This window comes from Cohnella kolymensis, assembly GCF_000829465.1.
Taxonomy (GTDB): Bacteria; Bacillota; Bacilli; order Paenibacillales; family Paenibacillaceae; genus Cohnella; species Cohnella kolymensis.
Genome location: NZ_JXAL01000034.1, coordinates 65,649 through 89,339 on the forward strand (window position 1 = coordinate 65,649; position 23,691 = coordinate 89,339).

Genomic DNA, 23,691 nt, shown 5'->3' on the forward strand with positions numbered 1-23,691 from the left:
GAAAAAATTCCTATTTCTTGAGTGTTCCATTATAATGAAATAGGTAAATCCTACTGTTCATTGGATCAATCAGCAGGAGGGGTCAGAATAGCCAGCGAACTTAAACTTAGTATTTTGGATCTCGTTCCGGTAATAGATAACACAGATGACAAGACAGCTCTTGAACAAGCGGTTAAGCTTGCTCAAGCCGGCGATGCATGGGGATATAACCGTTATTGGGTGGCCGAACACCATGACATGAAGCAGCTTGCGTGCACATCGCCGGAAGTGCTGCTTGCACATATAGGCGCGCGGACCAGCCGCATCCGTATCGGTTCAGGCGCATTGCTGCTGCCGCATTACAGACCGCTCAAAGTAGCTGAGTCGTTTCATCTGCTGGCAAGCTTGTACCCGGATCGCGTGGACCTTGGAATCGGCAGGGCGCCCGGTGGATCGGCACACGCCACACAAGCATTAAGCGGCAATTTTATTGAGAATATAAGCAAGCTGCCTGAGTCACTTCGCTCCCTAACGGAACTCCTTCAGGGCACATACAGGTTTGAAGGTGAACCGGTAACCGCGCGGCCCAGTCCTCCTGTACCGCCTGAGTTATGGATGCTGGGCACGAACCGGAAGAGTGCGGGATACGCAGCCGAGTTCGGAACAGGTTACGTGTTCGGCCAGTTCATGAGCGATGTCGGTGCCGAGGAGATTTTACCCGTATACCGTGACGCCTTCACTCCCTCCGAACTTTGTCCAGAGCCGAGGGTTATCGTTGCAGTGGCCGCTGTGTGTGCCGATACGGCGGAACAAGCCAAAGAGTTGGCGTTAACGGGGGCAGCTTTATTTCGCAAGGACGGTGAAGCCGGCGGACCGTCGTCGCTAGACGAGCGCAAATTATTTATCGGCACCCCCGCTGACGTGATGGAACGGCTCCAGCAGCTGTCTATTCAGCTGGGTGTAGACGAATTCATCATTGTCACAACCATTCAGGATTATGAGAAGAGGATCCGTTCTTATCAACTTCTCTCAGAAATATGGAGGAACTAAAATGCAGCTTATCATTCAAGAAGAAGTTCAACGCAAGATCGATGAACTGAAAGATCAAGCCCTTTATATTCATATGGAAATGACCACCGGAGCCTATGCTGCTCATTTTGACACTTCCAAACATCCGGCTGCGAACTTCATAACCAACGCCCAGATCCGGTACTCTCATGGATCCATCGCAGGTGTCGGTCCGTATCGGGTCGGTTTGAAAATGGAGAACGGTTGGGTGTACACGGAAGGACTTACCCATTGGGAAGAGACGGAGACGGAGAGACTGCTGCTCGCCGGTCATGATCTTCAGGGCAAGCTGGTCGTATGCTTGCAATTGAGCCGTAAGCCATTCTAATTGACAGAGGAGATGAACACTGCATGAATCAACGGATTCTTGTCATACTGCCGCATCCGGATGATGAAGCCTTCGGCGCATCCGGCACGCTGGCCAAGTATATACATAATGGCGCACAAGTGACGTACGCATGTTTAACTTTAGGTGAGATGGGCCGAAACATGGGATTTCCGCCTTTCGCCAACAGGGTAACCCTCCCTGAGTTTCGTAAGAAGGAACTCGAAGAGGCTTGCGAAGCGATCGGAATACAAGATGTAAGAATGCTGGGCTTTCATGACAAAACCATCGAATTCGAAGACCCGCAGCTTCTGGACGGACGAATCGATGACCTGCTTGAAGAGCTTAACCCGTCGCTGGTCATCACCTTTTACCCGGGCCATGCGGTACATCCCGATCATGACGCGACAGGAGCTGCAGTGATCCGAACGATCGGCAGACTGCCCAAAGACCGGCGGCCCGTCGTCCATTGCATTGCTTTTGCCAACAATCACGAGCAGGTAATCGGTAAAGCCGATATCATTAATGACGTTAAAGATTTCATGACGCAGAAAATGGCCGCCATCGGTGCGCATCGCTCCCAATTCCAAGCGGCCGAGCTGGTCGGCAGCAAGAAGCTGAAGGACAAAGAAATCGCGGAGCGTTTCGGAACCGAAAGGTTCTGGACCTATAAATTTGATTCTTAATAAGGGGATCAAGAGGAGATGAGTTGTCGTGAAATTCAGTGAATATCGTTATGAACGTCCGGATGTGAAACACATTGAGCAGCGTTATAAGGAGCTGCTCAATGCCTTCAATGCGGCACAAAGCGCTGACGAGCAAAACCGTATCATTGAAGCGATCAACAAACTGCGCAGCGAAGTAGAAACACAGGTCGAAATTGTAGGGATTCGTCATTCCATTGATACGAATGATCAATTCTACAAAGCCGAGCAGGATTACATGGACGAGATCCTCCCGATCATTCAAGAATATAAAACAGATTACTACCGGGCACTCGTAAATTCGGCTTTTAGAGAGCAGTTAGAGAAACAGTGGGGGAGTCAGCTGTTCCGGTTAGCGGAACTGTCCCTAAAAACTTTCAGCCCGGAGATTATCGAAGATTTGCAGCAAGAGAATAAGCTTTCCACTGAATACAGCCAGCTGATCGCATCTGCTAAAATTCCATTCGAAGGCGAAGAGCGTACGCTGGCACAATTAACACCATTCGAATTGTCCACCGACCGGGGAGTAAGACGAGCCGCTGGGGAAGCCAGATATCAATTTATGGCCGAGCATGAAGAGCAGCTTGACCGCATCTATGATGAGTTGGTGAAGGTTCGTACCAAGATGGCTAAAAAGCTGGGCTACAGCAATTTTATCGAGCTTGGCTATGCGCGGATGAGCAGAACGGATTACAACGCAGAGATGGTTCAAAACTTCCGGACTCAGGTGTTGGAGCACATCGTTCCGGCAGCTACAAAGCTGAAGTAACGCCAACGCAGGCGTATCGACGTCGATAAACTGAACTTCTACGATGAAGGCTTCAGCTTCAGCACAGGGAATGCCGCTCCAAAAGGCGGCCCGGATTGGATTGTACAGAACGGCGCCAAGATGTATGAAGAGCTTTCGCCGGAAACTCATGAATTCTTTACCTTTATGCAGGATAACGGCTTAATGGATCTGGTGAGTAAAAAAGGTAAGCAGAGCGGCGGTTACTGCACTTATTTGAGCGAGTATAAGGCTCCGTACATTTTCTCTAACTTTAACGGCACATCCGGCGACATTGATGTTCTGACTCACGAAGTGGGTCATGCATTCCAGGTCTACCAGAGCCGTAACTATACCGTACCGGAATATAGTTTTCCTACGATGGAAGCCTGCGAAATACATTCCATGAGCATGGAGTTTTTCACGTGGCCGTGGATGGAGCTTTTCTTCAAGGAAGACACGGAGAAATATCGTTTTCATCATTTGGAAAGCTCTCTGCTTTTCATCCCTTATGGTGTAGCGGTGGATGAATTCCAGCATTTCGTGTACGGTAATCCCGAAGCGACACCGGAGCAGCGTAAGACAGCATGGCGCAATATCGAGAAGAAATATTTGCCTCACCGCAATTATGATGAAAATGAATACCTGGAGCGCGGCGGCTTCTGGCAAAAGCAGCAGCATATTTTCCGTTCGCCTTTCTATTATATCGATTACACGCTTGCTCAAATTTGCGCTATGCAATTCTGGGTTCGGATGAACGAGGATTACAAGGCGGCATGGGCCGACTATCTGAAACTATGCCAGGTGGGCGGAAGCCGATCATTCGTTGAATTGGTGAAATACGCAGGCCTGATTTCGCCATTCGAAGACGGCTGTGTCGTATCCGTCATCGGGGACATTGAGAATTGGTTGAATAAAGTGGAAGACACTAAGCTTTAACTTTATATTAGGCGCCTTCGGGCGTCTTTTTTATTTATCTTTTCTTGTTGTAACATTTTCGGGTTTGATGCGTTTATAGCTTCGGAGGTGTTCAACAATGAACAACAAAATGAAGAAACTGACCATTCTACTATTAGCAGCCGTACTGGCATCCGGACTTGCGGCCTGCGGCAAGAAGGAAGAGCCGGCGCTATCACCGGCACAAACTGAAAACGCAGCTTCTCCATCAGCAGCAAGCAGCCCGTCTGCTTCTCCGGATGCGGTGAGTGAGACGAAGCAGGGTACCGGAGAGTTTGTAGGCTTGGCTGATTCACATACGGTGGAAATCACAATGGCCGGTGAAAGTGCCAGCTTCCAATTCGACGAAAACACGACATCTATGACCGGCTTTAAAACCGGAGATCAGGTGGCTTTCGAATATGTGGAAAAAGCGCTTGAAGGTAAGGATGCCGGTAAGCAGCTGATTCTAACCAAGATCAACAAGGAACTCATTGCAAATGGTAAAGGCGGCGGCACCAACCAAGCCGGCGGCTCCGTACAACCCGAAGCTGATCTGCCTGCGACCAAAGAGTTCACGCTGACGCTTGAGGGAGACAAGGAAAAGCGGACAGGTAAATTGGCGGAAGCTGGTGGGTATGCGCTCTATGTGTTCGACGGTTTTACATTCGATGCCGCAGTGGGCAAGCTGAGCATGGATATCGATAAAGATTATTACGTGGAAATTGAAAAGCTGCCATCCGGCTTTAAATGGGATGAAATCAAAACGGATGCAGAGAAAGAGCTGGCCGCGCTGGGCGAAGTGCGAGAGCTAAAAGCTGACGAAATCAGCCCTATGCTGGGCGGCGCTTCATTGATGATGATCGGAAGCAGCGACAAGCTCACGAACGAAGTGATCGTCAAAGAGGTGGACGGCATCGGCTACCTGATCAAGGTCAACATGCCTCACACCGAGGCGAGTGAAGGCTTCGGACCGTTCGCGTTTACATCTCTCAGCTCCATTTCGAATCAATAATAATGAAGAGAGCCCCGCAAGCGATGCGGGGCTCTTCGTATATCTATAACAATGACTTCAACTGGGTAATACTAATTTATTGCTCTGCTGAATATGGATTCCGACGTTTGTCAGCGCGTCTGCAAAGGGGAGCAGCTAATGGTTAACAGACAAGATGCGAAATATGTCCAACAGCATTTGGCTAATGAAAGAACCTATCTGGCTTGGATCCGCACAAGCATCACAATAGTCGGACTCGGCTTTCTCGCGGCAGGTGTTATTTTCCGATCCTCTCCATACGGTATGGCGGGCCACCGGGTCGCGGCTGTGGTCGGCATAGGCGCAGTAGTGGCAGGCGGCGCAATCATGGGGCTTGCCACTAAAGATTATTTTGTTAAGAGAAGAGGAATCAATGAGGAAGCGTTCCAAACGACTGCATTGCTTATATGGCTAATGCTGGTCACCTTAGGTGTTGTTGACATTTGTCTAGTGATTCTGGTCGTCATTTTAATGTTCTATTGACTTATAAGTATAATGTAAAAGCCAACGACAAGACGGCGAACCTGCCTTACACGAGCAAACTCGATCTCTTGCGGAGCTGTAAGGCGACCAAACCGTCTTACACGCGCCAACTCGCCCATTCGTGGAGCTGTAAGGCGGCTAACTCGCCTTACACGAGTAAACTCGCTCGCGTGTGGAGATGTAAGGCGGCGAACCCGCCTTACACGCGCAAACTCACTCTCGTACGGAGATGTAAGGCGGCGAACCCACCTTACACGTGCAAATTCGCTCTTGTGTGGAGCTGTAAGACGACCAAATCGTCTTACACAAGGTCGTTGGCTTTTAATGTTCTAAAGCAGCAAAGAACCGACAATTCCACTTAATATACCGACTCCGATAACGGACAGAGCTACGAATAACAGGACTTTCTTGGGGAAAGATTTCGCCACCATAAAGAGTGAAGGAAGGCTGACGGCAGGCAGCGTGAGCAGCAAGGCCGCCGCCGGTCCCGCGCCAACGCCTAACGCCAAGAATGATTGGATGATCGGAATTTCTGCGGCTGTCGGAATGACGAACAGCATGCCTGCCGCAGCAAACAGGATAATCGCGATAAAACCGGTGCTCATGGAAGTCGGAAAAATTAAGCCTTGCAAACCGCCCAGCAATAATACGGTAATGATATAGGCTGGAATCACCTGCAGAGCTAGCGAGCCCAGCGCTCTAAGCCAGCGCAACAAGAAAGGTTTCTGTTGTTGTTCCGGCATCATTTCGGGTTCAAGGACCTTTGTTTCTGTCACGGCATCGGCATTGCGGTCCGCAAAACGATTTGCCCAATAACTGACTCCAAAGGTTAAAAGGACCCCGAACAAAACTCTAATCAGAGTAAATTTCCACGACAGTACAAAAGTCATAAAGATAAGCGTCGCCGGATTCAGGACCGGATTTCCGATCCAGAACGCCAAGCTGGCGCCGACAGAGACATTCTTTTTTCTAAGACTTGCGGCGATAGGAGCTGCGCAGCAGGAGCACATCATACCGGGGATCGAGGCGGCGCCTCCCAATAAGGTGCTTCGCATACTTGCCTTGCCGAGTACTTTATGAAGCCATCCGGCTGGCAGCAGCACCTGTACCAAAGAGCCAAGCAGTATGCCAAGTACGGCTGCTTTCCATATCGCTTTGAAATATTTTTCGGCATAGCTCCAAGCGGAGCTCCATGACCAAGTACCGTCATTGGCACCCGAGAGGATGGAGGAACCGATGGAATGAGCCGTCGCAGCAGTCAGCGCTTTATGATAATACGGCCACCATTTTACATAAGTTAAACCGGCTATAACGATTAACACAAATACCATGATCATGACCGCCGCTTTTACCGTACTGCGTTGATCATTTAACTTCAAACTGTGTGCGGGTTGCATCAATATTTCCCTCCATATCTGTCTTGAAAAATAGCATAACTTCTATTATATAGGAAGGAGTCTGGATCTGTTAAGCGTAAATACAGTAAAAACAGGAAGAAGGTGGTCGATATGCGAGTGTTCGCGCACGCCACCCCTAAAGGAGGACTTATGGCCACGATAGACGACTTTACAAAGCTGGACATCCGTATCGGAACCGTCATCAAAACAGAACCGTTCCCTGAAGCAAGGAAACCGGCAATCAAACTGGAAATTGATTTTGGAGAATTGGGTATCAAGAAAACGTCAGCTCAGCTGACGCACAGGTATAACCCGGAGAGCTTATTGGGCAGTCAAGTGGCGGCCGTCGTTAACTTCCCGCCAAGGCGCATAGCCGGTTTTCAATCCGAAGTGCTTGTGCTGGGCGGTGTGCCGGAGGAAGGAGATGTCGTGCTGCTGCGCCCGGAGTTTCCGGTACAAAATGGTACGAGAATCAGCTGATTTTGTCGTGTATGTTTAGGTTTCTACGCTTTTCATCTCCCGATACGTTGTGAACACCAACAGGATTAATACAAGCATGTATACGGCAGCGCACACTCTCGCGATCCATTGAACATCTTTTGCCACCATCCAACCGACGATCACTGATGCGATGCCAAGCACGATGAGGATATAGGTGAACAGCTTCCATCTTCGGAACGACCGAATAGAAGAAGCGGAGAAACTTGCAGCTGACGGTTGATTTGACTCAGATGACTTCTGATCCTGTGTTGGAGAACCTTCTCTGGCTTTTTTTCTGAAGCTTAGCAGAAAAACAATGACCAGCGCCAATGGCTGAACGGCAAACACGTAAACCGGATATGCGTAATTCGCGAATGTGCTGACCTCAGGGGTGCCTTCAAAGGCAAATACAAGCGTCATCAGAAGGAACCATCCGGCCGTTTTATTGTAAGCCTGAGGGCGATTCGACCTGTCGAAACTGCCGAGACCGGTCAGAATGGCCAAAAATGCAATGACGATACATACAATAAAAGACGGAAAATAGATGCTGAATATAAAAATCTCCATGCGATCCAGAAAGTCGGTAATATGTATTTGCTGGATTAAGGCGTATGTCGGATAGATCTCCCGAGACGTGATGCTTGGCCCCAGCACACAGATCTCCGTCACAAGAATCCAAGTAATTAGCAGAGCGGCAATTGAGAGGCCGTGCCGAAAGGATGTGTAGAGCATCTTAGAATTTGCGATGACCGGCAGAAAAGCGGCAAAAACGGTGATATCGCCATACGATGATGCGGTCAACGCATTAGCGATGCCCAGATCAGGCAACGGTTCGACAAAAATGGGCAGCATTTGGAAAATGCTAATGTCATTGCTCAGCAGAAGGGGAATCGTAATGATCAGAAAGGCAATCAGAGCAAAAAACATATCATTCACCCGCGTGGCTACTTCAACACTCGTTTTCCCATAATAAATCAGCACCAGGATGAGCAAAAACAGAGAGACTTCATAGGGGGTTCTGAGCAGCAGATTTGTTTTGATAAAACCGATAAATAAATTGGTATTCTTAGCGAGAATGAACCAGATGTGCACCAGGAATACGATGTTGATGAGAGCTCCTCCGTACTTACCAGCGATCTGGAAACAAATTTCGAAAAAGTTTTTGCCCGGAAAAACTTTAGCCAGCCTGTAATAGACGTAACACACAGCAAAACCATATATGACAGGGAGCATCTGTGTTACCCAAGCGTCCATATAGGCCAATCTTGCTAAATGCTGCGGCATGTTAATTACAGCAGGCGCGACAATAAAAACCGCAACCAGCCAGGCCAATTGGCGCCCGCTGAGAAAATACTTAGCCATTAAACATACCTCCGATCATCGATTTTATCCACGGAGCCACATTCCGTGCCAACAGCTGGGTTGGCATCGTAATGCGTATATTGGCTACGTGAGAGACAAACAGTGCTAACGTGATCGCGTTCAGGCACAGATACAGCGGCTTGTTAACATCCTTTTTCTTGTTGTTTTTGTTCCATATTGAATAATCGAGCAGAAGCGAACCGATCCATCCAATTGCAAAGAATACGTCGAAAATGGTCATTGCCGGGTCACCTCAGCGATATTTTTAGAGATATAGCCGATTTGTACGATGTCGACTTGGACATCCAAATCGAAATTAGCTTCGCTAAGCTTGTCACGCCAGTTATTCTCATACCTGTCCTTCCAGATTCGAGGGTAATCCCTCCAAATTTGCATACCGAGCTGGAAGGGGTCTGTTTTTCTCTGTTGTGCTTGTCTGATCGTATCCATCAGGTTTTCACGGATCCTTTCAGCTGCGGCTCGCCGAACCCCTCTAAATGCGCGCGTGCTCGTTAGGTCGGCTCCGGACAAGTTCTCCATTACAGCCACTCTGCCCATGACCCTGACATTGAATGAAATACTTCCATCATTACTGAACTGCGGTTCGATTATCGTTCTGCCTTCCGTCACCTCTAAGCTGATGCTGCCTTTTCCGTATCGGATGTCATAATCATAGGGCTGCGGCTCTCTGCGAAGCCAATTCACCGCATTGCTCTTCGGACCTTCGAAGGCGTCCACCATTTTCTCCTGCCGGAAATGAGCGTAACCCAATACCTCCGGCTGAGCAGCTTTGTCTTTAGAGCCTTCCGTTTCTTTTACTCCCATGTAGAGAAGAAGAGGATCCGTATTGGGGTTGCTCAAGGCTTGCGCAACATTTTTGATATTGATGACAATGCGGCCCTGTGACTTTGCCAGCTCACGGATTGCTTCTCCTGAGAATCTTTCCAGCTTAGGATCGGTGTTCACGAGGTCTGCAGCCTTGCCTTTGGAAATGATCATGTATGCGGTAATACGATTTTCAGGAAACCGGGCAATCGCCTCGAACGCTTCCCGGATCCCGTACTTGCGGGCTAGAGCCTCGCTGATTATGATCACCCGCCTGTGAGCGGAATAAAGACGTCGAGCCGAGCGCGCTTGAACCTTGGCAATCGCGTCCCTGATGGTATTCCCCGTTTCAGAATCTATGTAGTATGTTTTATCGCCGCCGGAACCGCCGCCGCCTCCGCCTGGGCCTCCCAGTTGTCCGGCCAGGGGAATTTGCATGCTTACACGAATCTTCCCGTCCGGTTCAAGATCAATAGCAGTGGTCAAAATGAAGGCAACGTCGTTGATTTCGCGTCGATCCCAACATCCAGTGAGCAGCAGCGCGGAAACCAGTAACAGCAAACCAATTCTAAAAGCCGAATTAGTTTTGATCTCCATTCGAATCTTCCTCCTTTGGCTGTTGTCCGGAGGGCTTGTCGCGACGGTCATGATCGACATTCGTACCTTTCATTCCGCCTTGCTCCCAGATTTTCCGCGAAAGAGACGGTTTCGTACGAATATCATCCAGTACATTCATGAAACCGGGACGCTTCTTCATTGCCCAGAGGGGAGCGCGCACAGCAATATCTTTAAGATCCCGGAACTTGATCGGCCCGATCGGAGACATGTACGGAACCCCGAAAGAACGAAGGTTGCTCAGATGACCAATCAGAACCATGAAGCCAATTAGAATGCCATAGATGCCGAACAACGAGCCCAAAATAATGAATGGAAATCGAAGCATTCGGACCGCTATCGCCCCGTTAAAGCTCGGGATCGTGAATGAAGCGATACCGGTGATCGAGACGACGATAACCATCGGCGCCGACACGATTCCCGCTTGAACGGCAGCTTGTCCGACGACAATCGCTCCGAGTATTCCGATGGCGGAACCGACGGCCTTGGGCAGCCGGATACCGGCTTCCCGGAGCGCTTCGAATGTAATTTCCATAATGAGCGCTTCAACCACTGCCGGGAAGGGAATATGCTCGCGGGCGGATGCGATGCTGAACAGAAGGGTCGTCGGTATCAATTCCGCATGATACGTTGTTATGGCTACATACAGCGCCGGAGTAAAGAGAGAGATAAACAAAAAAAGATAACGCAGCCAGCGAAGTAATGTGCCCATCTGAAACCGCTCGTAGTAATCCTCAGAGGCTTGAAGAAGCTGATAAAAGGCTGTTGGAGCCAGAAGCACCATAGGAGTACCGTCGATGATCACTGCTATGCGTCCCTGCATCAGGGCGAGTGCGGTGGTGTCGGGCCTCTCGGTCACCTGCATTTGCGGAAAAGGAGACCATGCGCTGTCCTGTATGTATTCTTCAAGAAATCCCGATTCAAGCAGCACATCCAGGTCGACTTTTTTCAGCCGGGCGATGACTTCTTCCACGAGACCCGGATTTGTGAGCCCTTCCATATAGACAACCACTAAGCTCGTATTGCTTTGTCGGCCCAGGACGAAAGGCTTCATCTTCAGCAGCGGGGTTCTGACTCTGCGGCGGACCAATGAAGTATTGACACGCAGGTTCTCCGTGAAACCTTCCCGCGGCCCCCTGACGACACCTTCCGTCTCCGGTTCTGCAACCGAACGAGTCGCCGGACCCCGAATACCAAGAAGCAAAGCCTTTGTATTTCCGGTCACCAGAATACCCGTATCCCCGGACAGAACACTTTCCAGGAAATCTCCGTAGTTATCGGTTGTTTTGACCTGGGATACCGGCAGAGACCGGTTCATCAGCGACTCGACATCTTTTTCCTGGCCTTCGAAGATCATGAGGTTTTCCAGAGCATTGTCGACCAGCTCCGTTTTCACCAAACCATCAACGAAAACAGCGATCGCCTGAATATCCTTCTCTATTACAAACGGACGAACGATGATGTCCGAACAGTCCTTGAATATGCGTTTCAAAAAGGCTCGATGTTCTTCAAGATTTGCGGACAGGGGCAGGGATTTAAGCTCGGTAATGAATTCGAATTGTACCTGCTCGTAGTCCGGTTTTTTATCGGATGTACTGTTGTCGGGACACATAGGCTTTTCACCTGCCTGCGATGATTATCAGCTTCACCTGTGTATGTTCACCAAAAATGGTTTAATTTATTAATCTTGTTCGAGTCAGATATTTCCTGTTTAGAAACGTGAAGATATGGCTAAAAACCTTCAAGGCTTTTGCTTATTGGAGGCGGTGCATCTTGGAAAAAAACGAAAGCAGGGAGTCAACGAACAATTTCACCACAGTTGAAAAGATGGTTTACGATAAATTGCAAGCCGGGGAAACCGATATATCCGAATTGGCCAAGGCAACGAAACTGTCAAAGTTAGAAGTCAAGGTGGCCATCCAACTGTTGAAATATAGAGACGTAATCATCTGCAATGATGATGTCCCACGGTTAAAGGACAGTCAGGATTCGAACTGACTTAAGACTCCAGAGAACGAGCTGGGGTCTTTTTTATGAAGCCGTTAATGGGAATGAAGGCCGGGTCCTCCGTCACATACTAATATATGCCATTGCAAAAAATCGGGGCGGTGATGAAGATGACTAAAGCGGTGGATGGCTCGGAATGGGACATATATTTGCTGGCAGGCATCAGTTCGACAGCCGCGATTTTTCGCGAGTGCAAACGTGAGCTTCTGCGGCGGTTCCGGGAGGCCGGCCGGGAGCCAGTCGTTCGCGAACTGCTCCCGTATGGGGACAATTCACAAAGTATTGTCAGGCAACTTCTGGATGTCGGCAGCGATCTAGCCCGCCTGCGCCTGCCCGGCCGATGGAGATCGGGCGGCAAGGAGGCGGCGGATGAGATCCGGAAATTTTCGTTGGGACGCCGCGTATTGTTGATCGGACACAGCGGGGGAGGGGTAGCCGCATACGAAGCGGCGGTATTATTGCGGGCAGAAGGCGCGATCAGGGACTTCCGTATCGTTATGGTAGGGTCTCCCAAGGTTCCGATCCGGATGCTGCCTGCCGAGCGGGTGAGTTATTTCGTGGCCATAGACGAGAACGGCCAGCAAGTGGATCCGGTTACCCGGCTCGGGAGCTGGGGAGGGTGGGCAAGGAACGGGCGAGGTTTTTTTTTACTGGAATCGGTATAAATACGCCCCGGGTTACATCGGCACGATCACGGTTTTGGGAGGGCATCAGCATTATTTCAGGAACAATGACCCTTATATCCATCCCGTTCGAGGCTCTAATTTATTACTGACTGTGGACTCATTCTGGGAGATCGTCGCCAAAGAAGCAGAGAGTGTTACATAGCAAAATATTGAAGAAGCCGCGCGCGTGCGCGGTTTTTTTATGGCTTTTTTCATTCGTTTGACGGATTTTCTATGAATGCGACAAATTAAACTGCACCGTTTACAGACAGTGTGACAAGCTTTTCACAAGCTTATATGTACAATCTATGTATCTTACGTCAAACCCTGATAGAATCACTGTTAAAAAAACGAAAGGTGGTAACCATGCAAAATAAAATCAACCAGCATTTTTTTGCTTACATACTATGTTCCGCAATGATACTGGCATTGGGCATGTATTTTGGGACGGCCAACCACAATCACGTAAATGCGTCGCAGAATTCAGCTGAAGCTGCGGGCATTGATAAACAGCAGTTACCGGTTGCTGAGCAAGCGGATATTGAGGCTGAAGAATTCATCGCTCCGATCATACGCACTGCAGTTAACGAACCGGAAGACAAGGTCGCGGTTAAAGAAGCGGCAGTCGATAAATATGAGACGACCGCTTATTTCCTTAATGTTCGGGCAAACGCGTATGGAACATCCAAAATCATTAATGTCGTTGAAAAAGGCACGGTGCTTGAGGTCTTATCGGTAACGAAGAACGGCTGGCTGAGACTGGAGGGAGGCGGCTATGTGCATGGAGGATTTGCCAGATTGGTCGCTGACGATGAGGACAAGGACGAGAGCGAAGTCAAGGTTTTATCAGCACCGGCTGCCGGCGATGACATGATGGCCACACCGTCAACAGTTGAACTGGCTGAATTCGAAGAACCGGCTGCAGAGCCGCTGAAACCGACGTCGGCAGTTTTATCGGATTCCGGTCTGACGGCCGGGCATATTGCAGAAATTTTTGAGGGGACCGCTCTTGCGGATCACGAGCTGGAGCAAGCTATTCTGGAGATTGAGGACGAGTATGGCATTAACGCTTATTTCACGATCGCCGTTATGAAGCTCGAAAGCGGCAATGGCAGCAGCCGTCTGGCCAAGAAGAAAAATAATCTGTTCGGGTTGAACGCCATTGACGGCGATGCATTCAACAGAGCGTTCAGCTTCGAAACAAAGGGGGACAGTGTCCGTAAATTCGGACAGCTGATCGCGGAGAAGTATGTAGATAAAGGTTACGTAACCGTTGAGAAGGTGGCCAGAAAGTATTGTCCGGCTAACCCTAAATGGCCGGGTATGGTAAAAAGCATCATGAACGACGATTTCGGCAAGGTGTAATTTACCATACGAATAAACCGACGACCATCGCAGTAAGGAAAGAAACCAATATGCCCGAGGCCAGCAGCATCCATGTGTTTTTGGCGACGAAAGCCGCTTTCTCCTCGTTAAATAAGGTCCTTACGCTGCCTAGAATGATTCCCACGGTAGAGAAGTTGCAGAACGAAACGAGAAAAGCTGAAATGACTGCTTCCGTATGCCTGCTTAGATTTGGGAGGATCGGATGCAGATGACCCATGGCCACGAACTCGTTGGTCGCTAATTTTTCGCCCATAAAACGGGCAACGGTCATGACTTGAGAGGGTTCCACACCCATTAAGAATGCGAATGGGGAGAAGACGAAAGCAAAAGCGTTCTCAAGTGAAGCATCCGGATGGAACAGGTTCAGAATTCCGTTGATACAGGCAATGAGAGCAATAAAACCCATGAGAACCGCGGCAATAATAAGCGCCAATTTGCCGCCGGTTAACATACTTCCGGTAATCACGTTGAAGAAGTTGCCGCGCTCCGTTTTATTCGGCGAGTATACGACATCTTCTTCGGGGGTTATTTTGTATGGATTCATTATGGATGTCATCAACAGCGCGCCTACAGCGTTTAACGGAATGGCAATAAGCACATACGTCGGGTTAATAAGCTGCATATAACCGCCCAGAACACCGACACTGATACATGACATCCCTAGCAGACATGCGGTGAGAAGCCGTTTATCGCTCATTCTTTCGAGTTGTTCTCTCGTAATCGCCAGCACTTCGTTATTGCCTAGAAACATGACTTGCGTTGCAAAGAAGCTCTCGAACCGGGGAGTTCGGGTCACCTTCGACAGAACCCAGCCCAGGCTGTTAATGATGGCAGGAAGTATGCGGAAGTAGGTCAGAATATCGAAGAAAGCTACGATAAAAATGATCGGCATTAACACCGCAATGAAAAACGAAGGCATGCCTTCGGTCGGTGCCAGTTCCCCGAACACAAAACGGATTCCGGACATCGAACAGTCGATGAGCCATAGAAAAAAGTCCGCAACAGCGCTGATTATTCTTCCGCCGACCTTGGTGGTAAGCATAAGCCACGTGATGAGAAGCTGAAGCACCAGCATGATTAGGATCGCTTTCACATCGATTTTTTTCCGGTCATTAGAAAATAAAAACGCGAGTGCGAAAACCACTATAATCCCGATCACATTAAGTGCGACGTACATGAATGAGAGGCCTCCCCGATTTAAAGGAACACCTTCATTTGTGTCCAGAATCTGCTGAGTCTATGCGCGTCAGAAGCGCTCAAGCAATACGGAGACGCCGAATAGTAGAAGCAGGTGGGCCGGATAAAAGCTGCGGTACACCCATTTGTTAAAGAAAGTGCCGCGATAGGGAACGGGATTCACGATGATCACGGTTCCCAGAACGCTGAAAAGCTGCAGCCACTGACTGCCGCCGCTTGCAAGGAAAAAAGCCGCATTCAGTAACAAATGCCCGGCAACCATCTGCCAGTCGCGAAGATAGCGGTAAATGAAAGTCAGCAGAATTCCGTATATGCCGTAATCCATCGGTACCAAGATGGCTGCAGCGATGATGGAGCCCAGCGCCGCGGCCCGAAGTGTGCCGGATGCGATCCGGCTTGCCGCATATAGCGCCAACAAAGATAGCAAAAGTGTAAATATGACATTCAGTTCAAAACGTTGCAGAGCTAACGTATATGGAACCTGAGAAATGCACGCAAGCGCCAGCAGTCTCATCATATATTTCTTGTGGTTTCGCGTATGCAAGTAACCTTGCACCAGAAACCAGCTGTACAACGGAAACGCGATTCGTCCGATGATGCGCAAAATATCGGTGTGAGGGGAAAAGATGAATCCTATGTGGTCAATCAGCATGGTTACCATTGCGATTAGCTGCATCATCTATGGAGAACCCCCTCTTTTTCACATACTTGGTGCGGTCTTTGGAGAGAATCTAAATCAACCGGACGACGGCCAACAGGAGGAATCGCTGTTGAGCCGCCTGAATCTGCGGAAGGATTTAATCAATTATATCGAGTATACACCGAGAACGGCCAATTTGTGGTCAGCGAGATTACGCGTTGATTCTAACGGCCGATACAAAAGGAGTAGATGAGCATATGTATCAATGGGGCCCGGATTTTCGTTATCAAAATGCTGTTGAACCTACACACAACGGCAATTTTGCGTGGAACGGACAGCCGATTCCGGACTTTCGGAACAGCATGATGGCTATGCAGCAGCAATCGTTCATGCCCCAAGCCCGTAATTTTTACAATGGCCAAAATTTTCAGGGCGGCATGCCGGTTCCCGGTGCATCCGGCAACCCTTATGCGGCGTTTGGGCAGCGGAATACAGGGATCAATAATGCAGACGCGCGTAATGTCGGTTTCCAAGGCGGCTTTACAGGGTACGGGCCGAACGGTCAGCCCATTCAATTCGGAACCTTCATGCGGGACGGCACCCAATACGGCGTGGGGCCTCACACCATTGATCCGAACAAGGGGATCATCCAAGCGGTTCACTATCAGAACGGCGCCATCGCAGCAGTTCAACTTCAAAACGGTTCCGTCGTAGATATTGCGACCGCCATCGGAATGGCAGAGGCCGGGCTCATTGAAGATGTGAATACCGGCAGAAACCGGGAAGGGCAGAAGACATTAAGATCCTACCCTGATGGAGAACAGAGCAATAACCTCTCCAACCTGCCTCGATTTTAAGGCAAAAGAAAAGGCCGCGTTAAGCGGCTCTTGTCATTTCTATAGGGTTATATTACTCGTTGGTGCCGCCCAGCTCAGCGCGCTCTTGCCGCACCTGCTGCTGCAGTTGATCAGCGCGGTCGCCGCCGGCGTCCTGGGCTTGCTGTACAGAGGCTTGCGTATGCCGCATAGCTCTCTCGGCCTCTTCGATTTTCTGGTCAGAGGGATGACTTTCCGCTTGGTCCACCGCATGCTGAACCGCTTCAAGGGCATTCTCGGCTTGACTGATCTTCGTCTGCTCACTCATAGTCCATTTTTCCTCCTGTTCCTGTAATCAACCCTTTTCAATATGCATGATTTATGGATGATTTATACAGGAGATTTAGGAACGATGACTTCCAACAGACCCACACGGCCGGCAAAACGGGGATCGAATAACCGGATGCTGTCTCCGAGATCCTGTGTCGCTACGAAAGGTGCGAAGAGCAGGATATCCTTCGCCCGGCGATCCTTTTTGAGCAAATCTAAATCTACGGGATCATTGATATACGTCTTCACCGTACCGCGCACACCGCTAAGGAGTTCATGCCTGCCTTCGATGATGACATCATCTTTCTTTGCGAAATAGGACATGCCTCCCGGCGCGCGGTCGGCGCGAATCGCCACCTGATCATATCCGGCAGCTTTCAGGTCCACATAAACGTATGCGGAATATGCGATCTGGAAGCCGACATATAACGTTGCAATGACCCAGAAAGACCGGCATATGCGAAGCCTGTATTCTTTTTGCCTGAAAAGCAGCAGAAGAAGGACCACTACAGAAGCGATTCCCCAGAAAACATAACCTTTGTTCGGTACAATGCCGATCGCATAACGGCGCGAGGTAAAAGGCTCGAGCAGCCCTGTTCCCCAAGGGTTCGTCCAATCGCTGATAATATGAAGAAGAACGCCTGCGGCGGCAGTGAAGAAGATCCGGACATCTTTCCTGCGAAATATAAGATAACATAACAAAGAGAACAGGCCGGCCCACACGGGAACCATTATGAAAGAATGCGTAATCCCTCTGTGCAGCATCAAATATTGCGCACTGGCTTTCGCCCAGTACAAATCAATATCCGGAATTGTATTGGCTCCCACCGAAGTGGCGAACAACGACCACTTGGTCTTGCTGTCCATGTCGGTTTTCTTCAAAGCTGCGTACATCGCGGCTCCAAACAGTGAATGGGTGATGTAATCCAGGCGGATCCTCTCCTCCAGCTCCAGTGCGATACTCGTAATCCTATTTTATTGTGGATGGCTGCAATAAACAACGCTCGAAAGAGCCGAATAATTTTTTTTAAGAGTCACCTACCTAAATACGGGTAAAAGGGAAGGTGTACTAAGTGGCTGACAACAAAGAATCCAAAGATAAGGCCAGCAAATGGGACGTCCAAACGACGCGGGCGAACAAACTGCCTGTTCCGGAGCTCGACACCGAAAGCGCAGCTGAAATTGTCTACGGAACCGAAACGAATCTTGCAGAGCGGAGCGCATTTAATAAAGAGCAATCTTGAACCGATCCCCCGGTCGTAAGCCCGGGGGTATTGTAACAACTACAGGAGGCGTGAATATGGAGTCATCGGTGCAAAATGTTATGGACTGGTTGGAAGGCAACATCAATAAGTCGATTTTCATCCACAAACGGGAAGACGGCGATTCCGACAGCGTACATATCCGTTTATCGAAAGTCGACTATCTGGACAATAGGCATTCGATAGACGGATATACGGACGGCAGCGCCTTTGTTCTCCATGGAGAAGGAACGATTGTCACCGACAGCGGCGACGCCGTCCTTCCCGGGGACAGCTACGTGATATCCGCAGAAGGCTTGCTCATATCCGACAGCAGCCAAGACCATTTCAGCGTCAGGACTCCGAGCGCGGAGTACAAGTTATCACTGGAAAATGAATACGGCAGAACTACATAGTTTTCTTCACGCGTCATGAATTGGAAAAAAGCATATCGCCTTTGTTAACTGAAACCGCAAATTGCGGTTTTTTATTTTATTTATTTCGTAAATTAATGAAATTTTTTTTTACCGAAGGCAGGTTATCGGCCATAAATCAAGAATAGTGTTAAAAGAGCATAATCCCATTAGAAGGAAGTGAAACTTGTGACGCGCAATTATGACAAAGCATCTCGATTCATTCGTATGTTAATGGCATTCATCCTCATCTCCGGGTCCGTTGCGTTCGGTTTTGGAAGCGCTTTAACGTCTGTCCACGCGGAAACAGCTGCAGTTGAAAATGTCGAAGCATTCGAGTCGCTGACCAACATTGCTCCTGCCTCGGCTAGAGCCAATTCAGTCAAGTTGGACTTGATCAGCCGCCCGGAATCCATTCCTTACGGCTACCGCGCAGCAAAACTAACTTACGATTTCACAGGAACGATCGGTACGTCCGCCGCTTACATCAATTTCAAAGACCCGAGCGGCACCGCGGGACGGACATTACAAGGATCACCTAAGAAATTAGGGCTATGGGTGTATGGCGATGCGGGAAATCACTGGCTGCGCGGGCAGGTGCAAGATGCGAGCGGCGCCAGAACGGCCATAGACTTTACAACTTCCACAGGGCTCAATTGGAACGGTTGGAAATACGTCACTGCAAATCTGCCGGCCGCTATTGCAGGTCCGGTAAAGCTTAATCAGATTTACGTGACCGAAACCAAAGACAATAACAAAAACAGCGGATCGCTCTACTTTGACCAGCTTAAAGCATTTTACACCGATACATCGGTTTTCGGTCTCGATCTGGTCGGGCTTCCGCCGATGCAAATCGGCGATGCCAAGCAGGCTAAAGTATATGCGACATATCAGGGCAGTCAGGCACCCGTGGAGATCACAAGCGGTGTGTCGTTCGCAAGCAGCAATAATCAGGTCGCATCTGTCGATTCGAGCGGTACGGTTCGCGCATTGGAGGCAGGAACAGCAGTCATTACTGCGACCTTTAGTAACGCTCCGCAAGCCTCGTATACGCTGACTGTAAGCACTGAGGCTCCTGCTCCTCAAAGGCTCGAGCTCCAAGCACTCTCCAAACTGGAGAATGGAAGTAAAGACCGGCTGAAAGTGTTCGCAGCATACAACGGTATGGGTGATCCGGTTACGATTATCAGCGGCGCCGTATTCCAGAGCAGCAGTCCGGATATCGCCTCAATCGACGCTGCCGGACAAATCACAACATTGAAAGTCGGCTCCACGACAATTACAGCGAGCTACGGCGGCTCATCTGCCTCTTACACACTTACAGTGACCGAACCTGTACCCGTATTGCAAAAGATCGAGCTTCCGGGCTTGAAGGCGATGATCATCGGACAGACGCAGCAAGCCAAGGTCATGGGCACATATACGTGGATTCCCGAACCGGTTGAAATAACCTCCGGTGTCACGTATACCAGCAGTAACCCTTTAGTGGCGACAGTCAGTTCCACCGGATTGATCAACGCGATTAAGTTCGGCACCACACGAATTACCGCAGTGTACAGCGGTAAAACAACCGACTTCTACCTGGTCGTGAATAAGGAGCCTATTGTGCCGAAAAGAGAGCTTCGCGCCGCTTGGATCGCCAGTGTCGATAACGTCGACTGGCCGGAAAAGGGCGTCGTAACGGCTGAAGAGCAAAAACGCGACTTTATTGCCAAACTTAACGAGCTGCAAGCGGCGGGCATGAATGCGGCAATCGTACAGATCAAGCCGACGGCCGATGCCTTCTATCCTTCTCAATATGGGCCATGGTCGGAGTGGCTGACCGGCGAGCAAGGCAAAGATCCGGGTTATAATCCGCTGGAATTCATGCTCGAAGAGGTTCATAAGCGGAATATGGAATTCCATGCATGGTTCAATCCTTACCGCATCAGCCTGCACGATGACATCAACAAGCTCGTGCCGGACCATCCGGCGCGATTGCATCCGGACTGGGTGGTCAGCTATGGGGGAAGGCTCTATTTCAACCCCGGCATTCCGGAAGCTCAGAATTTCATCCGTGAAGGAATCATGGAGGTAGTCAGAAACTACGATATCGATGCGGTGCATTTTGACGACTATTTCTATCCCTATCCGGTAGCGGGGGTCGATTTCCCTGACGAAGCCACATATCGGACTTACGGATCTGGCTTCGCGAACAAAGCGGATTGGCGCAGAGACAATGTAAATTCATTTATTCGTTCTGTAAATGAAGCCATTAAGCAAGAAAAGAGTTATGTCAAGTTCGGGATCAGTCCGTTCGGGATCTGGAGAAACAAAGCGCAGGATCCGACGGGTTCGGATACGAACGGCTTAAGCAGCTACGATGCGATTTATGCAGACTCGAAAAAGTGGATTCAACAAGGATGGATTGACTACATTACTCCACAGATTTACTGGTATATGGGTTATACGCCGGCCGCCTACGACAAGTTGATCGAGTGGTGGAGTCAAGTCACTCAGGGTACGAATGTTCAGCTATACAGCGGCAAAGCGACTTACCGAATCGGTTCCTCCGAATCCTGGCTGAACCCGGATGAAATGCCGAATCAGATCGCCTATGACCGCAATTTCGATCAGGTAGACGGCAGTATCTTTTTCAGCACCAAATCGATTTTATCCAATCTGCTCGGGTTTACTGACCGGTTAAAGAATGACCTTTATCGTTATCCCGCACTTATACCTGCTATGCCGCATCTCGATTCTGTCGCACCTGAGCCTGCTGTAATGAAGACTGCTGTCCGCAAACCTGAAGGTGTACGGCTCACTTGGAGGATGCCGCCAGCGATGCCGCATATTATGCGATCTACCGGTTTGATGCCGGTTCATCCGTAAATATTGAGGATGCTGCCCATCTGCTGGGTACTGTTCGTAAGCAGGGTGCAGGGCTGCAAACCTATACGGACAACACCGCAGTGGACGGCAGCCGGTATACTTATCTGGTGACTGCCGTCGACCGGCTTCACAACGAAAGTCCGGCAAGCAATGAAATCACCATTACCAATATCTTGGATGTCACGGCTCCCGTCACAGAAGCTGCGGTAGAAGGACAGAAGCGCGGTGATTGGTATGTGTCTGACGTATCGGTTACGCTTAGCGCTTCAGATGATCTTACAGGCGTAGTGCAGACGGAATACAGCTTGGACAATGGGCAACAGTGGCTGCGTTATCAGGAACCTCTGACGCTGACCACGGATGGAGAACATCTCATCCAATACCGTTCAACAGACTTGGCCGGCAACATCGAGAATGCGGCCAACATCCGGATTCCTATCGACCGGACACCGCCTGTCATTACGATCCACGGAGCGCAAACCTACACTGTGGATCAGACGGTAATGATCACTGTACTGCAACCGATGCCGGATCCGGGATTGCAGATCATCCTTGTGATTCACCACTGGTGAATTCTCCGGCTTATGAATTGGAACTCGGCACACATGATATACAGGTGCAAGTGATTGACGCAGCGGGCAACTCGGCTGCCGCAACGGCAACTTACACAATTGCAGCGACTGCTGAAAGTCTGTCCGTGCTCACGGAAAAGTTTGTTGAAGGTGAAGGTGAGGAAGGCGTCAGCGTGTCCCTGTTGGAAAAGCTTGAAAAGGGCAACTATCATGCGTATATCAACGAGGTGTCCGCACTCAGCGGCAATAAGATCACGGAAGAGCGTGCCGCTGCTCTTATCCGCTTTGCAAAAGCACTTATGGAAGGCTAAATTGTTAACTCCAGCGCCACCCGGTTATTCACGTGGTGGCGCTTTTCTTTTCGTGAAACAAGGTAAAAAGAGGAAATAATGGATGCCAGCACGAATATTAACAAGCATATTGTCGAACAGAAAGAGCGGACTTTTTAGGTGAAGCAGGGTGGCATCGCATCATTCTGTAATTCAAATTTAAAGGAGGAATTTATATACAACCGAGGGATTTATCATTCGTGCTGATTCGGATCCTGTCTCTGTACACGATGATCAAAGGTTTGGAACACCTCATTAATATCGTTCAAATCTTGTATCCTTATTACTTTATGAATGTAGCATCATCATTCAGCCTCTGGGGGATCGTTTTTTTGGCTTTTATCACCGGAGCCTTATTCCTCGTTCTTGGATTATTTGTTTGGATTAAAACCGCTTGGATTGCAAATCTAGTCGTAGGTAACGAGCAGTTCACTCAGGAAAAGGTGGCTGCAATCAAGGAAAGTCAGCTCTACACTTTGGGGCTTACCTTGGTAGGTACTTTTGTATTTATAGAGAGCTTGCCAGTGCTGATCAGTCTCTTTGGACAATTAATTCAGCTTTCTACGACTGATTTTGCTGATTCGTTTGAAGATCAGCGGGATAAGGTATGGCTCCAAATAGGAGTAACTATTTTCAAATTGGCTTTGTCTTTAGCGCTTGTCCTGAGAGCCCGCGGAGTCGCTCATGTCATAAGAAAAATAAGATCATAGGCAACCACACAGATGATGAGAAAAGTTCTGATATTCTCAGGAATATTGTTGGCGATTATCATTTCAATGCTCATGTTCGCTGATTTCCCAACCTCGCCTAAAGTACCGCTTCTCATGACTCGAGATGAGGTAGAGAGAATACACGGCAAGGGGCCGGATCCTAAACCACAGTGCTTCGGTTGCCAGCTAAATTTTATTTATCCTCAATTAAAGCTGTCAGGCCTCTATTCAGACACTCTGGGTAAGGTCAAACAAATGACGACTGCAGATCGTAAAGTGTCCATTTTCAACATCCATCTCGGTGATACATTCGAAAAAGCCGTCAAAATTTTAGAAACTAAAGGATACATACTTCAATCGGACTCCAACCCAAATTATCACAATTATTACTATAAAGATGACTTTTACATAAGATTATGGACTGACGATGAAATTGATCTGTTTAACAAAAAAGACGATTACATGGGCGAAAAGAAAGCGATTATACGAAGCATTACGTTCGAGATCAGAGTGAAAAAGGATGAAGAGATTCGATACTAATG

Annotated in this window: 26 protein-coding genes and 1 pseudogene; 18 read left to right on the forward strand and 9 right to left on the reverse strand. The window is 49.1% G+C overall.

Annotated features, from left to right (window positions below; translation table 11 throughout):
* Positions 1–60: 60 nt before the first annotated feature.
* The 6 genes and pseudogenes from SD71_RS21065 (at position 61) to SD71_RS21090 (ending at position 5,294) form a co-directional block, all read left to right on the forward strand.
* The gene (locus tag SD71_RS21065) at positions 61–1,029 is read left to right on the forward strand and encodes an MsnO8 family LLM class oxidoreductase (protein ID WP_235427298.1); all 969 of its coding nucleotides are present in this window, start codon (positions 61–63) and stop codon (positions 1,027–1,029) included.
* A gap of 1 nt (position 1,030) precedes the next feature.
* Positions 1,031–1,375: a YojF family protein gene (locus SD71_RS21070; RefSeq protein WP_041067770.1), complete on the forward strand. Its 345-nt coding sequence runs from the start codon at positions 1,031–1,033 to the stop codon at positions 1,373–1,375.
* Positions 1,376–1,398: 23 nt separating this feature from the next.
* A complete protein-coding gene (gene bshB2 / locus SD71_RS21075) occupies positions 1,399–2,058 on the forward strand; it encodes a bacillithiol biosynthesis deacetylase BshB2 (protein ID WP_041067773.1) in 660 nt (219 codons plus the stop codon).
* Positions 2,059–2,086: 28 nt separating this feature from the next.
* A pseudogene (locus SD71_RS21080) lies at positions 2,087–3,781 on the forward strand (M3 family oligoendopeptidase).
* 97 nt (positions 3,782–3,878) lie between these two features.
* Complete coding sequence (locus SD71_RS21085) at positions 3,879–4,793, forward strand: hypothetical protein (protein WP_052476495.1); 915 nt, start codon at positions 3,879–3,881, stop codon at positions 4,791–4,793.
* 138 nt (positions 4,794–4,931) lie between these two features.
* Entirely contained in the window at positions 4,932–5,294 is a 363-nt protein-coding gene (locus SD71_RS21090; protein ID WP_041067776.1) for a YidH family protein, read from the forward strand.
* A gap of 329 nt (positions 5,295–5,623) precedes the next feature.
* Here the strand turns inward: SD71_RS21090 and SD71_RS21095 are convergent, their stop codons facing one another.
* Positions 5,624–6,691, reverse strand: a complete 1,068-nt coding sequence (locus SD71_RS21095; protein ID WP_041067779.1) for a permease — start codon at positions 6,689–6,691, stop codon at positions 5,624–5,626.
* Positions 6,692–6,841: 150 nt separating this feature from the next.
* Here SD71_RS21095 and csaA point away from each other — a divergent pair, with 150 nt between their 5' ends.
* On the forward strand, positions 6,842–7,171 hold the full coding sequence (csaA, locus tag SD71_RS21100) for a chaperone CsaA (RefSeq protein WP_041067782.1): 330 nt from the start codon (positions 6,842–6,844) through the stop codon (positions 7,169–7,171).
* A 15-nt stretch (positions 7,172–7,186) separates the two neighbouring features.
* On the opposite strand, the gene SD71_RS21105 is transcribed toward csaA, so the two are convergent.
* The 4 genes from SD71_RS21105 to SD71_RS21120 are packed head-to-tail and all read right to left on the reverse strand — an operon-like array spanning position 7,187 to position 11,585.
* Entirely contained in the window at positions 7,187–8,533 is a 1,347-nt protein-coding gene (locus SD71_RS21105) for a GerAB/ArcD/ProY family transporter (RefSeq protein ID WP_052476496.1), read from the reverse strand.
* Entirely contained in the window at positions 8,526–8,774 is a 249-nt protein-coding gene (locus SD71_RS21110; RefSeq protein WP_041067785.1) for a hypothetical protein, read from the reverse strand. The genes SD71_RS21105 and SD71_RS21110 overlap by 8 nt, the downstream gene beginning before the upstream one ends.
* Positions 8,771–9,955: a Ger(x)C family spore germination protein gene (locus SD71_RS21115; protein WP_041067788.1), complete on the reverse strand. Its 1,185-nt coding sequence runs from the start codon at positions 9,953–9,955 to the stop codon at positions 8,771–8,773. Before SD71_RS21115 ends, SD71_RS21110 begins: the two co-directional genes overlap by 4 nt.
* A complete protein-coding gene (locus tag SD71_RS21120) occupies positions 9,939–11,585 on the reverse strand; it encodes a spore germination protein (RefSeq protein ID WP_041067791.1) in 1,647 nt (548 codons plus the stop codon). Before SD71_RS21120 ends, SD71_RS21115 begins: the two co-directional genes overlap by 17 nt.
* 161 nt (positions 11,586–11,746) lie before the next feature.
* On the opposite strand from SD71_RS21120, the gene SD71_RS21125 reads away from it, so the two are divergent.
* The 3 genes from SD71_RS21125 to SD71_RS22705 all read left to right on the forward strand — a co-directional run bounded on the left by SD71_RS21125 (position 11,747) and on the right by SD71_RS22705 (position 14,010).
* Entirely contained in the window at positions 11,747–11,971 is a 225-nt protein-coding gene (locus SD71_RS21125; protein WP_041067794.1) for a hypothetical protein, read from the forward strand.
* 119 nt (positions 11,972–12,090) lie between these two features.
* Positions 12,091–12,645: a hypothetical protein gene (locus SD71_RS21130; protein WP_152619538.1), complete on the forward strand. Its 555-nt coding sequence runs from the start codon at positions 12,091–12,093 to the stop codon at positions 12,643–12,645.
* Between the two features lie 366 nt (positions 12,646–13,011).
* Entirely contained in the window at positions 13,012–14,010 is a 999-nt protein-coding gene (locus SD71_RS22705) for a glucosaminidase domain-containing protein (protein ID WP_052476498.1), read from the forward strand.
* A 1-nt stretch (position 14,011) separates the two neighbouring features.
* Here the strand turns inward: SD71_RS22705 and SD71_RS21140 are convergent, their stop codons facing one another.
* On the reverse strand, positions 14,012–15,208 hold the full coding sequence (locus SD71_RS21140; protein WP_041067797.1) for a NupC/NupG family nucleoside CNT transporter: 1,197 nt from the start codon (positions 15,206–15,208) through the stop codon (positions 14,012–14,014).
* Positions 15,209–15,277: 69 nt separating this feature from the next.
* Positions 15,278–15,907 (reverse strand): TraX family protein, encoded by a 630-nt coding sequence (locus SD71_RS21145; protein WP_052476499.1) that lies wholly within the window; start codon positions 15,905–15,907, stop codon positions 15,278–15,280.
* A 218-nt stretch (positions 15,908–16,125) separates the two neighbouring features.
* Here SD71_RS21145 and SD71_RS25275 point away from each other — a divergent pair, with 218 nt between their 5' ends.
* Positions 16,126–16,725 (forward strand): DUF3892 domain-containing protein, encoded by a 600-nt coding sequence (locus SD71_RS25275; protein ID WP_235427299.1) that lies wholly within the window; start codon positions 16,126–16,128, stop codon positions 16,723–16,725.
* Positions 16,726–16,777: 52 nt separating this feature from the next.
* Here SD71_RS25275 and SD71_RS21155 read toward each other — a convergent pair whose 3' ends face one another.
* Positions 16,778–17,011, reverse strand: coding sequence for a hypothetical protein (locus SD71_RS21155; RefSeq protein WP_041067800.1), 234 nt, complete (start codon positions 17,009–17,011; stop codon positions 16,778–16,780).
* Positions 17,012–17,073: 62 nt separating this feature from the next.
* A complete protein-coding gene (locus SD71_RS21160; protein WP_326998804.1) occupies positions 17,074–17,982 on the reverse strand; it encodes a metal-dependent hydrolase in 909 nt (302 codons plus the stop codon).
* Between the two features lie 104 nt (positions 17,983–18,086).
* Between SD71_RS21160 and SD71_RS24105 the strand changes: the two genes are divergently transcribed.
* The 7 genes from SD71_RS24105 to SD71_RS21185 all read left to right on the forward strand — a co-directional run bounded on the left by SD71_RS24105 (position 18,087) and on the right by SD71_RS21185 (position 23,689).
* Positions 18,087–18,257 (forward strand): hypothetical protein, encoded by a 171-nt coding sequence (locus tag SD71_RS24105; protein WP_161793429.1) that lies wholly within the window; start codon positions 18,087–18,089, stop codon positions 18,255–18,257.
* A gap of 56 nt (positions 18,258–18,313) precedes the next feature.
* Positions 18,314–18,670, forward strand: coding sequence for a hypothetical protein (locus SD71_RS21165; protein WP_041067806.1), 357 nt, complete (start codon positions 18,314–18,316; stop codon positions 18,668–18,670).
* A 186-nt stretch (positions 18,671–18,856) separates the two neighbouring features.
* Positions 18,857–21,538, forward strand: a complete 2,682-nt coding sequence (locus tag SD71_RS21170) for a family 10 glycosylhydrolase (protein WP_052476500.1) — start codon at positions 18,857–18,859, stop codon at positions 21,536–21,538.
* Positions 21,472–22,110: an OmpL47-type beta-barrel domain-containing protein gene (locus tag SD71_RS22710; RefSeq protein ID WP_052476501.1), complete on the forward strand. Its 639-nt coding sequence runs from the start codon at positions 21,472–21,474 to the stop codon at positions 22,108–22,110. The genes SD71_RS21170 and SD71_RS22710 overlap by 67 nt, the downstream gene beginning before the upstream one ends.
* Positions 22,107–22,421 carry a hypothetical protein gene (locus SD71_RS21175; RefSeq protein ID WP_041067809.1) on the forward strand — a complete coding sequence of 105 codons (315 nt, stop codon included), beginning with the start codon at positions 22,107–22,109 and terminating at the stop codon, positions 22,419–22,421. The genes SD71_RS22710 and SD71_RS21175 overlap by 4 nt, the downstream gene beginning before the upstream one ends.
* A 218-nt stretch (positions 22,422–22,639) precedes the next feature.
* Positions 22,640–23,149 (forward strand): hypothetical protein, encoded by a 510-nt coding sequence (locus SD71_RS21180; RefSeq protein ID WP_041067813.1) that lies wholly within the window; start codon positions 22,640–22,642, stop codon positions 23,147–23,149.
* Positions 23,150–23,161: 12 nt separating this feature from the next.
* A complete protein-coding gene (locus SD71_RS21185; protein ID WP_041067815.1) occupies positions 23,162–23,689 on the forward strand; it encodes a hypothetical protein in 528 nt (175 codons plus the stop codon).
* Positions 23,690–23,691 lie beyond the last annotated feature (2 nt).

Bases quoted from the DNA above. Each gene is read 5' to 3' on its own strand.
- SD71_RS22705 (WP_052476498.1), top strand. From the start codon at position 13,012: ATGCAAAATAAAATCAACCAGCATTTTTTTGCTTACATACTATGTTCC.
- SD71_RS21140 (WP_041067797.1), bottom strand. From the start codon at position 15,208: ATGTACGTCGCACTTAATGTGATCGGGATTATAGTGGTTTTCGCACTC.
- SD71_RS21115 (WP_041067788.1), bottom strand. From the start codon at position 9,955: ATGGAGATCAAAACTAATTCGGCTTTTAGAATTGGTTTGCTGTTACTG.
- SD71_RS21185 (WP_041067815.1), top strand. From the start codon at position 23,162: ATGATGAGAAAAGTTCTGATATTCTCAGGAATATTGTTGGCGATTATC.
- csaA (WP_041067782.1), top strand. From the start codon at position 6,842: ATGGCCACGATAGACGACTTTACAAAGCTGGACATCCGTATCGGAACC.
- SD71_RS21145 (WP_052476499.1), bottom strand. From the start codon at position 15,907: ATGATGCAGCTAATCGCAATGGTAACCATGCTGATTGACCACATAGGA.
- bshB2 (WP_041067773.1), top strand. From the start codon at position 1,399: ATGAATCAACGGATTCTTGTCATACTGCCGCATCCGGATGATGAAGCC.
- SD71_RS21110 (WP_041067785.1), bottom strand. From the start codon at position 8,774: ATGACCATTTTCGACGTATTCTTTGCAATTGGATGGATCGGTTCGCTT.
- SD71_RS21095 (WP_041067779.1), bottom strand. From the start codon at position 6,691: ATGCAACCCGCACACAGTTTGAAGTTAAATGATCAACGCAGTACGGTA.
- SD71_RS21120 (WP_041067791.1), bottom strand. From the start codon at position 11,585: ATGTGTCCCGACAACAGTACATCCGATAAAAAACCGGACTACGAGCAG.
- SD71_RS21070 (WP_041067770.1), top strand. From the start codon at position 1,031: ATGCAGCTTATCATTCAAGAAGAAGTTCAACGCAAGATCGATGAACTG.
- SD71_RS21105 (WP_052476496.1), bottom strand. From the start codon at position 8,533: ATGGCTAAGTATTTTCTCAGCGGGCGCCAATTGGCCTGGCTGGTTGCG.
- SD71_RS21090 (WP_041067776.1), top strand. From the start codon at position 4,932: ATGGTTAACAGACAAGATGCGAAATATGTCCAACAGCATTTGGCTAAT.
- SD71_RS25275 (WP_235427299.1), top strand. From the start codon at position 16,126: ATGTATCAATGGGGCCCGGATTTTCGTTATCAAAATGCTGTTGAACCT.
- SD71_RS21165 (WP_041067806.1), top strand. From the start codon at position 18,314: ATGGAGTCATCGGTGCAAAATGTTATGGACTGGTTGGAAGGCAACATC.
- SD71_RS21155 (WP_041067800.1), bottom strand. From the start codon at position 17,011: ATGAGTGAGCAGACGAAGATCAGTCAAGCCGAGAATGCCCTTGAAGCG.
- SD71_RS21085 (WP_052476495.1), top strand. From the start codon at position 3,879: ATGAACAACAAAATGAAGAAACTGACCATTCTACTATTAGCAGCCGTA.
- SD71_RS21130 (WP_152619538.1), top strand. From the start codon at position 12,091: ATGACTAAAGCGGTGGATGGCTCGGAATGGGACATATATTTGCTGGCA.